At 35.5% G+C, this 11,191-nt stretch carries 15 protein-coding genes; 7 read left to right on the top strand and 8 right to left on the bottom strand.

Going from position 1 to position 11,191, the window contains the following annotated elements; genetic code table 11:
* Window positions 1-110: 110 nt before the first annotated feature.
* Window positions 111-323: a hypothetical protein gene (locus tag L0B70_RS10970; protein ID WP_235141819.1), complete on the bottom strand. Its 213-nt coding sequence runs from the start codon at window positions 321-323 to the stop codon at window positions 111-113.
* Between the two features lie 97 nt (window positions 324-420).
* On the opposite strand from L0B70_RS10970, the gene L0B70_RS10965 reads away from it, so the two are divergent.
* Complete coding sequence (locus L0B70_RS10965) at window positions 421-807, top strand: carboxypeptidase-like regulatory domain-containing protein (protein ID WP_235141818.1); 387 nt, start codon at window positions 421-423, stop codon at window positions 805-807.
* Window positions 725-1,159, top strand: a complete 435-nt coding sequence (locus L0B70_RS10960) for a hypothetical protein (protein WP_235141817.1) — start codon at window positions 725-727, stop codon at window positions 1,157-1,159. Before L0B70_RS10965 ends, L0B70_RS10960 begins: the two co-directional genes overlap by 83 nt.
* Window positions 1,160-1,227: 68 nt before the next feature.
* Here the strand turns inward: L0B70_RS10960 and L0B70_RS10955 are convergent, their stop codons facing one another.
* The gene (locus L0B70_RS10955; protein ID WP_235141816.1) at window positions 1,228-1,473 is read right to left on the bottom strand and encodes a hypothetical protein; all 246 of its coding nucleotides are present in this window, start codon (window positions 1,471-1,473) and stop codon (window positions 1,228-1,230) included.
* Between the two features lie 58 nt (window positions 1,474-1,531).
* Between L0B70_RS10955 and L0B70_RS10950 the strand changes: the two genes are divergently transcribed.
* Both L0B70_RS10950 and L0B70_RS10945 read left to right on the top strand, forming a co-directional pair.
* On the top strand, window positions 1,532-1,876 hold the full coding sequence (locus tag L0B70_RS10950; protein WP_235141815.1) for an SdpI family protein: 345 nt from the start codon (window positions 1,532-1,534) through the stop codon (window positions 1,874-1,876).
* Window positions 1,877-2,268: 392 nt separating this feature from the next.
* A complete protein-coding gene (locus tag L0B70_RS10945) occupies window positions 2,269-2,562 on the top strand; it encodes a putative quinol monooxygenase (RefSeq protein WP_078797893.1) in 294 nt (97 codons plus the stop codon).
* A gap of 173 nt (window positions 2,563-2,735) precedes the next feature.
* Here L0B70_RS10945 and L0B70_RS10940 read toward each other — a convergent pair whose 3' ends face one another.
* Window positions 2,736-3,515 carry a type 1 glutamine amidotransferase domain-containing protein gene (locus L0B70_RS10940; RefSeq protein WP_235141814.1) on the bottom strand — a complete coding sequence of 260 codons (780 nt, stop codon included), beginning with the start codon at window positions 3,513-3,515 and terminating at the stop codon, window positions 2,736-2,738.
* A gap of 99 nt (window positions 3,516-3,614) precedes the next feature.
* Window positions 3,615-4,178, bottom strand: coding sequence for a Crp/Fnr family transcriptional regulator (locus tag L0B70_RS10935; protein WP_235141813.1), 564 nt, complete (start codon window positions 4,176-4,178; stop codon window positions 3,615-3,617).
* Window positions 4,179-5,177: 999 nt separating this feature from the next.
* Here L0B70_RS10935 and L0B70_RS10930 point away from each other — a divergent pair.
* Window positions 5,178-5,645 (top strand): hypothetical protein, encoded by a 468-nt coding sequence (locus tag L0B70_RS10930; RefSeq protein ID WP_235141812.1) that lies wholly within the window; start codon window positions 5,178-5,180, stop codon window positions 5,643-5,645.
* A 257-nt stretch (window positions 5,646-5,902) separates the two neighbouring features.
* Here the strand turns inward: L0B70_RS10930 and L0B70_RS10925 are convergent, their stop codons facing one another.
* The 3 genes from L0B70_RS10925 to L0B70_RS10915 form a co-directional block, all read right to left on the bottom strand.
* Window positions 5,903-7,009 (bottom strand): IS91 family transposase, encoded by a 1,107-nt coding sequence (locus tag L0B70_RS10925; protein ID WP_235141811.1) that lies wholly within the window; start codon window positions 7,007-7,009, stop codon window positions 5,903-5,905.
* On the bottom strand, window positions 6,993-7,934 hold the full coding sequence (locus L0B70_RS10920; RefSeq protein WP_235141810.1) for a tyrosine-type recombinase/integrase: 942 nt from the start codon (window positions 7,932-7,934) through the stop codon (window positions 6,993-6,995). Before L0B70_RS10920 ends, L0B70_RS10925 begins: the two co-directional genes overlap by 17 nt.
* Window positions 7,935-8,132: 198 nt before the next feature.
* Complete coding sequence (locus tag L0B70_RS10915) at window positions 8,133-8,297, bottom strand: hypothetical protein (protein ID WP_235141809.1); 165 nt, start codon at window positions 8,295-8,297, stop codon at window positions 8,133-8,135.
* An 84-nt stretch (window positions 8,298-8,381) separates the two neighbouring features.
* Here L0B70_RS10915 and L0B70_RS10910 point away from each other — a divergent pair, with 84 nt between their 5' ends.
* Together L0B70_RS10910 and L0B70_RS10905 are read left to right on the top strand one after the other, a co-directional pair.
* Entirely contained in the window at window positions 8,382-8,867 is a 486-nt protein-coding gene (locus L0B70_RS10910) for a toxin-antitoxin system YwqK family antitoxin (RefSeq protein ID WP_235141808.1), read from the top strand.
* Window positions 8,868-9,045: 178 nt separating this feature from the next.
* Complete coding sequence (locus L0B70_RS10905) at window positions 9,046-10,137, top strand: serine hydrolase (RefSeq protein ID WP_235141807.1); 1,092 nt, start codon at window positions 9,046-9,048, stop codon at window positions 10,135-10,137.
* Between the two features lie 178 nt (window positions 10,138-10,315).
* Here L0B70_RS10905 and L0B70_RS10900 read toward each other — a convergent pair whose 3' ends face one another.
* The gene (locus L0B70_RS10900; protein WP_235141806.1) at window positions 10,316-11,188 is read right to left on the bottom strand and encodes a hypothetical protein; all 873 of its coding nucleotides are present in this window, start codon (window positions 11,186-11,188) and stop codon (window positions 10,316-10,318) included.
* Window positions 11,189-11,191: the final 3 nt, after the last annotated feature.

Genomic DNA, 11,191 nt, shown 5'->3' with positions numbered 1-11,191 from the left:
AGCTACCGGAGGTTTAGTTCAACATCGTATTTCTACAAGCGGGTATGAAGTTTTCATCGAAGATTTTAGCGATTAATTAAGATTTTAGCAAGTAGAAATATTTCGTATTTTTAGCCCGCCTGCAGAAATACCCAAACGTTGGGAAAAATCGCCCTTTGGGACGATTTTTCCCAACGCCCAACTCGGCTCCGCCAACTGTTGTGAAACCATCGTTGCATTCGCACGACGTTCTCCCAACAGTCGCCTTTGACGCATTCCGAAAAAGAAGTTTTCAACTCCTTTTTCAGAACGACGACAAAGCCGAGCTGGGCGTTATATGCCATTTTATAAAACGCCTCGCACACAATGAAAATCCGAATTTTATTACTTTTTATTTTTATTTTCCTAAACTTAAAATCTCAAATTATCAGCGGGAAAATAATGTCCGAGGAAACTAAATTACCAATACCCTATGCGAGAATCGGAATTGAAAATAGTGAATTGGGGACAACTTCGGACGAAAATGGTGTTTTTTCAATTGATTTATCGAAAAGTAATAAAGGTCAAAATATCAAAATTGAAGTTGGCGGTTTTAAACCTTATTTAAATTCTGTTGAGAGTTTTTTGCTCGAAAATAATAAAACCTTTTACCTTGCCGATAGAATATTAAACATTGAACAAGTAGTCTTAATTCCTAAAAAATTGGTTTCTAAAAATTGGGGAATCAACGCAAAAACTAAAAAGATTGTTCATTTACAACCCTCAAAAAAATCTACAAGATATTTCAAAAGAACTTGCACTTCCGTTTGCAGCAGAGAAAAGAACTAAAATTGAGAAAATTAATATAAATTTTGCATACTTTGAATCTGACCGTCCTATATTCATCAGATATAATGTTTACGATGAAAACTGGAACTCTGTTTTAAGCGAAGATATTTCAACCGTGATGACAACTGAACAAATAAAAGATGGTGAATTTTCTTATGATATTTCTTCTAAAAATCTTTGGGTTGAAAATAAATTTTACGTCTCGTTTCAAATTTTAAACTCTTTTAAAGGATCCATTGCAGTTAGCGGAACGGTTTTTAAACCTGCATTTTATAGAAAGAATTTTGGAGAGTGGGAAAGAACACCTACTGTTTCTCCTGCACTAAACATTGACGTAAAAGTCATAAAGTAAAATCGGCATATAACAAGATATTTCTACAAGCGGGTTGGAAGTTTTCATCGAAGATTTTAGCAATTAATTCAATTTTTAGCAAGTAGAAAGTTTTCGTAATTTAAGCCCGCCTGCAGAAATACCCAACCGTTGGGAAAAATCGCCCTTTGGGACGATTTTTCCCAACGCCCAGCTCGGCTTCGCCAACTGTTGTGAAACCATCGTTGCATTCGCACGACGTTCTCCCAACAGTCGCCTTTGACGCATTCCGAAAAAGAAGTTTTCAACTCCTTTTTCAGAACGACGACAAAGCCGAGCTGGGCGTTATCTGCCATTTTATCAAGTGTGCGTTGGAACAAAATTGAAGTTGAAAATAAAAATTCAATTATTAAAATGAATTTTGAAAATCCTCTTTTTCTTTTACCGATTTTAGTTGGGCCAATTTTCATGATTGCAGGAATTGTAATGTTATTATTTCCTCCGAAAAAAATTAATTATTTGTATGGTTACCGGACAAAGAATTCAATGAAAAATATTAACCATTGGAATTTTGCCCAAAATTACTCTGCTAAAATTATGATTTGGTCAGGCCTTGTTTTTTCTTTGACTTCATTAATTGGAATTAATATTAAAGGCAATGAATTTATTCAGTTGATAATTGCGTTATGTTTAATGTTTTTATTGTGCGGAATTATCTTCTATCTGACTGAAAGAAAATTGAGACATAAATTTGAATAAAAACGGCAGATAATAACTAAGCTTTCGTCTTGTCCGCAGGACAGAAGATGAAAGCCCGTTGAACGGAAGCTCGGGTAGCTTTTCTTGAGCTTCAGTGGATTATCGACGGAAAATTTTAAAGATATTGAAGAGACTTCTAGAAAAATCTCTTTTTTTTGGTCGTTTCCATTTTTTAGTAACTTTCTACAATAACGTTAAACTCTCCTAGGAATCGGATGAAATATTTTATGATGAACAAATTCTGATGGGAGAGAACATTAGAAAATTGGCTGATTTTCGATGATTAACATTAACATTATTTAACATCTTTTGTATTTTTAGTTTGATAAGGAAAACTTATTTTTGTTAGAAAGAGTTGAAGAAACTCTCAATAACATTAAAAATTTTAAATTATGGAAAAGTTTGCAATATTAGCAAGAGTAGAAGCAAAACCGGGTAAAGAGAATGACGTATTGGAATTCCTAAAGTCTGCCTTACCGCTTGCCGAAGGTGAGCCAGGAACCGTAAGATGGTATGCTTTACAAATTGGCCCTTCTACTTTTGGTATATTCGATACGTTCGAAACTACAGATGCAAGAGATGCTCACTTGAATGGTGAGATTGCAAAGGCTTTAATGGCCAATGCTTCTGAATTACTTGCTAAAGAACCTGTACTTGAAATGGTAGATCTACTTGCAGTAAAGTAAGCAATCGAACACAAATTTTTAATACAGTTAAATGGAGCAGGCATTTCCCCGGCTCCATTTTTTTATATCATTTTGTGAAAGGTTGAACCTTTGCTATGTATACAAATTCGAATAAAATTTCCCTTTAGCATAAAAAAAGAGACTGAAAACAGCCTCTTTTGTATTCTTAACTATTAGAGTTTTTTAAGTTCTTCTAAAACAGCTTCGCCAACTGCATGAGCAGATTGAGGATTTTGTCCTGTTACCACTCTTTCGTCTACGGTAACGTGAGTTTGCCATAAACCAGATTTTTCAAACTTGGCTCCACGTTCTATTAATTTAGATTCTAATCTAAATGGAACCACTTCATCTAATTTCACAGCAGCTTCTTCTTCGTTGGTAAAAGCATTGATTTTTTTGCCATCTACCAAATATTTTCCATTGCTGAGTTTAATATTCACCAATCCAGCAGGACCGTGACAAACCGCACTTACGATTCCAGTTTTTTCGTAGATTTTTTGTGCGATTACTGCCAATTCTTCATTATCTGCAAAATCCCACATCGTACCGTGACCTCCAGCATAAAGAATCCCCACATATTCATCAGGATTTACTTCTGAAGGCGTCATGGTGTTCTGAATTTTATTTTGATAATATTCATCTGCCAAAAATCTTTCATTAACCTTATCATCTGGAGTATTTCCATAATACGGCGGGTTTCCACCTTTTGGACTCACGAAATCTATTTCGTAACCAGCATCTACTAATACCGCCCAAGGATGCGTAACTTCACCTAAATAATAACCGGTAGATTCACCAGTGTTTCCTAATTCGCCGTGGCTCGTAACCACGAATAATACTTTTTTGCTCATTTTGTTAGATTTTATTGTTTGTGCATTTATCATATTAATCCCTAAAAAAAGAATACAACCCGTTAAGAAAATAATCTTGGATAAAAACTTGTTGTGATTCATTTTACTATTGATTTTTAATGATTTGATAGTGCAAAGGTAAATGCAGCTCCCCACAAACAACAGGACCTACCTCACAACTTTTTTGTGACCTACATCACATTACACCGAAAGCCGACTCAAGGTTTCTCTGGAAACACCTAAATATGAAGCGATTAATGTTTTGGGCAATCGTTGTAAAAGTGTGGGATATTGAGAAATAAATTGTTCGTAGCGTTCTTTGGCATTGCTATTCAGCAGAGACAAAATTCTTCTTTGGAGTGCTATATAACCATTATTAGACTTTTTCCTGAAAAAATGTTCTATCTTATGCATATCTGCACAGAGTTTCTCTCGGTTATAGAGAGACAAAGTAAGTACTTCGGTAGATTCTGATGCATCAATGGTAAAAGTAGCTTCCGTTTGATTAAAATACGCTTGATAATCGGTAATCCACCAATCTTCCATTGCAAATTGCATGATGTGCTCTTTACCTTCTTTATTCAGGTAAGATGCTTTTAACAAACCATTCATCACAAAATAATCATTTTGTAAGGTATCTCCTTCTTGAATTAAAATCTGATGCTTTTTAAATTTTTTCAAGGTAAAATGAGACAGGATGTACTCGAACTCCTGGTCTGTTAATGGCGTAATTTTCTCAATTTGACGTCTTAAAATCTCACTCATATTTTTATCATTCTAAATTGCAAACAAAAGAATTGTTGCCTCCAAATGTAAACTATTGAAACCAAAAAATCCATCGCTCTTGATGGGCTTTTTAAATATGGTAGATGGAATTCTTATGGATTGTTGGAGAAAACAAAAGCTATAGAATGATATCTTGGTCGGACCTATTTTTGTGTTTGTGGATTGTAAAAATCAATTGATAAAAGAAATCCGAAAAAGCAGTTTATCATTTTACTGAAACAACAAATAAATATCGCAAAAAAGTTTTCAGGATCTGAAGGAACTAATGCCTCATACAACTCTATTTTTATTGTTAATTCTTTAGCCAAAACTATCACAGCGATGATTGCATTGAAATTGGTAATCTTAGGAAAATGGAATTTTAACGAACCTATATAAGTATACCATCCATTAAAATTGTCTCGCAGTTGAAATAAAAATTTTATCTCAAAAAAAAATACGTCGTATAATAACTAAGCTTTCGTCTTGTCCGCAGGACAGGAGATGAAAGCCCGTTGAACTAAACCTCCGGTAGCTTTTCAGCAGTATGATGGTCCTCTTATGGGGATGTCGTTTTTAGAAATTAGATACACAAAGCAGTTTTTTAGAAGGACTGCTTTTTTGTGGCATTTGGTAGTCTTTAGGAGTGTTCTAGATTTTCAAGGGTATTATACTTTAATTACAATTACGGGAAATAATAGTCGGAAAAAACATTGATAAAGCGTGTATTAGAAAAATCCAAAATAAAAATCCAGTTACCTTACATTGGCTGCGGCACAGTTACGCTACTAATTTATTAGAGTAGGGCATCTGAAAAAAGTCTGCTATAAGAAATGCGCCAAAATATTTATTTGACTATAACATGCGATTTATTCTTACTTTAGCGAAGAAATAATATATAACATTATTGATACCGATACATCATCAATTGGGCGTGTTTGTATCACTCAGTGATACATATAAGAAAGTTACCTGCAATGCCATTAAAAAACCGCATAAATGAAGAAAATATTAATCATCACGACAATTTTTTTAACAGTTATTAATTGTAAAAAAAGTGAGAATTCTGAAAATCAAATTTCAGAAAATGAAAAAAATATTTTACTAAAAAAAATAGGTGCAGAAATTATTAAACCTGCATTTGGAGGAAAAATTTTTGGGAATTTAATTGTCCTGCAAAGAAATCCATCAGAAATTTATGTTTGGACAACTTTACAAGAATTTTATGGAGAAAATAATGTTGAACTAGGAACAGGAACATCTCTTCCACTAAGAATTAATCTGAATGGAAATCCTATAACGGAAGATAACATTGTAAATATTGAAAAACCTGGTGACGGCAGTTTGTATGGAAAAGATATTAAAAAACTCTTTCCTGAAAATTTGCACAAAAAAATTGAGAATTTACCAAGTTCTAAAGTTTTAATGCAAATGACTGAAGATGTAAAAAACCATCCAATTAAATAAAACGGGAAAAAGGCACTGCAGGTAATAACTAAGCTTTCGTTTTGTCTGCAAGACAAGAAATGAAAGCCTGTTGAACGGAATCTCCGGTGGCTTTTCCTCCCCAGTTGGCAACCTTATGGAGTTATCATTTTTAGAATTTAGGATAGTAAAGCAGTTTTTTAGAAGGACTGCTTTTTTGTGGAACTGAGGTGACGTTTTTCGAAGCACTCACCGGCTTTTTTTTACTTTTAAGATACAAAATCCCTTACCCACAAAATTTATTTTGCAGACGAGGCATTAAAAACGGCAAGAAAATCCTGAGGTGGGCCACGCTGTCCGAAAAGCGCTATGGTTATTAAGTTTCCTTCCTTGCAACACCGACATTTTTTAAGCAAAGTTTTCGGTTTTACTTCTGTAATTTGGATTTTTAAATCTGATTGTAAATCCTGAAGTTTTCCACGTTTCCAGGAGCTGCTTAAAATCCCGTAATGCCGTATTCTCACAAACCTTCGAGGCAAAATATGAAGACTAAATCTGCGCACAAATTCAGTATTCGATAAAGTCATTTCCTTTTTCTGACCTTCTTTGCGATAATCTTTGTACCCAAAACGAACTTCTTTATCCGTAACTTCTTTGATGCGGTGATTGCTGATGGCAACTTTGTGAGTATATCTTCCTAAATATTCGATCACTTGTTTCGGACCACCAAAAGGTCTTTTCGCATAAACCACCCAGTTTTTGGTGAAGAGTTTGTCCATTAAATCCTGGTCTTTAATTCCGGAAGCTCTTAATAAAGCCACGAACTTTGCCCGAAAAACTTTGCTCATCGCTTTTACACAGAAGAGATATTTATCGGTTCTTACTTTCTTTTTCCATTTGCCATTGTGGTCAATTCCACCACCCGGAACAATGCAGTGCAAATGCGGATGAAGACTTAAATTCTGTCCCCAAGTATGCAAAATCGCAATCATTCCCAACTGGATCTGTTCTGTTTTACCAAACTGATTTAATGTTGCCCACGCTGCTTCAAATAAGGTTTTATACAACAATGCCGGTTGAGAGATCGCCAAACCATTGAGTTCTTCGGGCAAAGTAAAAACCAAGTGATAATAACTGCACGGCAATAATTCCTGCTCGCGTTTCTGGATCCATTCTTCTCTTTTATGACCTTGACATTGCGGACAATGCCGATTACGACACGAGTTGTAACTAATCGAAAGATTTCCACAACCATCACACGCATCGATATGCCCACCCAAAGCAGCAGTCCGGCAATACGACAAAGCGCGAAGTGTTTTTTCTTGATGAACCGTAAAGTTTTGCGCCGACAAATTGATTTTGCGAAGAACATCAGCTACACTTCCGCCTTTACTTCGGGTTTCCATTTTTACTGCATAAAGCGAAAACGGTATCCAAAGGGCTGTGCGGTTTTTGATCCGATAACTGACAGACATGAAGATATTCCATGGTCGATTCAATTCTTTCATGTCCCAGAAGTTTCTGAACCATAATGATCGAAACTCCATCTTCCAACAGATGCGTGGCAAAGCTGTGTCGCAAAGTGTGCGTATGAACAACTTTGGTGATTCCGGCTTTTTTACTCACCGTTTTGATGACCCATTGAACGCCTCTTTGACTGTATCTGGAATCAAAATCTTTGGTGTGCGTTGTGGAAGTATCAATCTCTTCAATATTTCTATTTTGATTTCCATTGAATAAATATTGAGTCGGATTTTCCACTGAAATAAAGATTTTCAGTCCCCGAATTAAATGCTCGGATAATGGAACATAACGGTCTTTTTGACCTTTACCCTGAACAACATGCAGCATTTGGCGGTCAAAATCAAGGTGATGAAGTTCAATATTTCTTACTTCCATACATCGAAGTCCGCACCCGTAAATCAAACCGATGAGCAGTTTGTGTTTCAGCAATTGCGCCGTTTGAAGCATCCGCCAAACTTCCTGACGGCTTAAAATAGTGGGCAGTTTTTTGACTTTTGGAATGGCGGGAAGGTGTAGAAAACTATAGGGTAAACCTTCGGCTTTCAGAAGAAACCGCAGTCCATAAACCGTGTGTTTAAAGTAAGTTTGGGAAGGTGTTTTGCTGCGTTGTTGAAGTTCGAAGAGATAATCTTTGATGTCTTCCGGATCCAATTCGGTAGGGATTTTACCGAAGTAAAGCGCTACGGCGGCAACATGCCTGGAGTAATTATCAAAGGTTCTGGGACTTTTTCCCTGGATTGAAATATTTCTTTCAAAACGTTGTATCAGTTCCGAAAAACCATTAACTTCGCTTGAAGCACGATTCAAAATTTTGTTCGTTCTTAAATCCTCCGGAGATTTTTTTTTGTAGCCATTTTAGAGATTTTATTTTTGGTTGAATAAAAACAAAGTTAATAAAACAGCCTCAGGAAAAGCTACCGGAGGTTTAGTTCAACAAGATATTTCTATTAGCGGGGTTGAAGTTTACATCATAAAGATTTTCGCTAATTGTTCGTTTTGTTATATTTACAAAAACCAGTTATAATAATCCCCGCCAACAGAAATACCCAACCGTTGGGAAAAATCGCCCTTTGGGACGATTTTTCCCAACGCCAAGCTCGGCTCCGCCAACTGTAGTGAAACCATCGTTGCATTCGCACGACGTTCTCCCAACAGTCGCCTTTGACGCATTCCGAAAAAGAAGTTTTCAACTCCTTTTTCAGAACGACGACAAAGCCGAGCTGGGCGTTATCTGTGATTTTAAACAAGACCCCGATGAAAAGAATATTACTGACATTAACTCTCTCAATACTAACTTTTGGAAATTTATTTTCTCAAAATATAAATTTGGATGAATATGAAATTTATGTCGGAGACACATTGATTGGAAAATCTGATTTTTTGAAAAACGGACAAAATTTATCACCTGAAAAAGCGGAAAAACTTCATTTTAAACCATTAACTGACGGAAATAAAACTTCTTATTATTTTAATGGAAATGTCTATTCTAAAGGTCTGATGAAAAATTATAAAGAGAAAGGAATTTGGGAATATTGGCATTCTAACAGAATAAAAGCCCGTGAGGGAGAATTTATCGACGGAAAACCGGATGGAACTCATAAATATTGGTATGAAAACGGACAATTAAGAGGAATTGGAAATTGGAAAGTTGGGGTTTATGATGGAATATGGGAAATGTATAATGAAGATGGAAAAGAAAAAATTATCCAAAATTACAAGGATGGAAAACTCGTGGAATAAAAACCACAGATAACATCGTATCGGCAATAGTGCGGAGAAATCGCAAGTTTAACCATTTTAGATTTATCGAAGAGTATTTATAATAAGAAAGTTTCCGCGTTAAAGCCGCACCATCGCCAATACGCAAAACGTTACAGGCAATACTGACTCGACGATGCCTTAAGGAAATAAACCGCTAATGAAAAAAATTATATACCTATTTTTTATTCTGACTCAAACAAGCTCTGTTGTCTTTTCTCAGACACAAAATGACAAGATAGACACACTAATTCAATCCTATGCTGACCTAAACAAATTTTGTGGTAATGTTCTTATTGTTGACGGAGATAAAGTTATTTTTGAAAAAAGTTACGGACTTGCCGACAGAGAATTTGATATTCCAAACTCAAGAAACACCAAGTTTCGCATTGCTTCATTGACTAAGCAATTCACTGCTGTGTTAATTCTCCAATTGGTAGAAGCAGGTAAACTTAATCTACGTACTCCAATCAGCGAGTATTTGCCTTATTATAGAAAACAAATTGGAGACCGCATAACACTACATCAACTGCTATCGCATACGGCAGGACTACCTGAATATACAGAACGTGATGATTTCTTTTCCGACATCAGCAAGCATTTTTACACGCACAAAGAGTTTGTTCAAAAATTTTGCAGTGATAATCTTTTATCAGAACCTGGGACTGAATATAAATATTCGAATGCAGATTATTATATTTTAGGAGCAATCATTGAAGAAGTTACCCATCAAAGTTATGCAGAAGTGTTACAGAAAAACATCTTGGATGTCTCAAATATGAAAAACACGGGTGTTGAAAATTCTTCTACAATTATAAAAGAAAAAGCGAAAGGATATAATTTTAATTCTAACACATATTTGAATGCCGACTATATCGATATTTTATCTACGATTTTTTCAGCTGGTGCTATTTACTCAACAACAGATGATTTACTTCTATGGGATAAAGCATTATATTCGGATAAATTAATTTCAAAAAAAAGCCGGGATTTAATGTTCACTCCTGTTTTGGCAAACTATGGGTACGGTGTTGGCATAACAAAATTTGTAGTTCCTGACCTGCATAAAGAGATGCACTACATTTTTCATCAAGGTGCAATTAATGGATTTCGCTCTATTATGACACACATTGTTAACGAGAATGTTCTTATTATAATACTTTGTAACAACTTTAACATAGACCTAAATCCAATTAATAACGCAATATTTTCTATTCTTCATAATCAACCATATACAATCCCGAGTAGATGAAAATGAAGAAACATTGAAGGGAAAAGCACTGCCTGTAACATCAGTTTGGCAAAATAGCGGATTTAGTGCTAAATTTAACGGTAGTTCTTCGATTGAACTTTTGTACAAGACTGAACACCTATACTTCGATTTCCGCCACTTCGCCAAGCTGCAAAACGTTTTCGGTCCTTTAAAGAAACTAAAGACCCGTTTTCTTCACTGATTTTAAATTCAATTCATACAGATTACCACCCGTCTTTTTCACTCTTTCGTCCGCAATCAATAAGGTTTCATTATTTTTAAAGGTTATGGCTTCTTTTTGAGAAAAATGGTCCAGATTGATTTCACTCATTTTACCATCGGCAATATTATCGGGAGAGAAATTTTCAAAAAGCCAGATCTTGGAATGCGATAAAAGCACAAATTTAGTTTGATCCGGACTGATGGCTGCACTTGTAATGGCGCAGTTTTGATAGTCAGTACAGGTTGTGATCGTTTTGATGAGTTCCGCTTTATGATGTCCGGCAGTATTGGGGATTTTATACACATAACTGCTGCCATCAAAACCTTTGCTGCGGTTTTTGGTAAAGAGATAAAAGAAATTTTGGTACTCGAAAAAACCTTCCACATCAAACATCATGTCTTTTTTCTTTGGTGGAAAATCTTTTTGTTCAGGATATTCGAACGAAACGGTATAAACAACTTCAGCCGTTTCACTTTTCAAATCTGACGGGTTTATTTTATAAATTGCAAGGTCTTTTCTGTCGTTCGCATTATTCCCAAAATCACCGATGTAGAGATTTCCGTTCGTATCAAAAGTCAGATCTTCCCAGTCAGTATTTTCCGTATTATTCAGCGTGATGGTTTTCTGAATTTTCCCGGAGAGATCCAAAACCGTTACCTGATTTTCGTTGCCGCGATCTTCAATACTGTAGATAAAATTGTTTTTGTAAGCAATTCCTGACACTTCTTTCAGACTGTTGGGAAACTGAGCCACGTGTTTCAAAACCGTACTGTTGGTGCTGCATGACAATATCATGGCGGCAGTTGTTGCTAAAAATAATCTGTTCATTTT

The organism is Kaistella sp. 97-N-M2 (assembly GCF_021513235.1).
In the GTDB taxonomy this organism is placed as follows: Bacteria; Bacteroidota; Bacteroidia; order Flavobacteriales; family Weeksellaceae; genus Kaistella.
The sequence above is the reverse complement of the archived record's forward strand: the minus strand, read 5'-3'. Positions and strand labels throughout refer to the sequence as shown.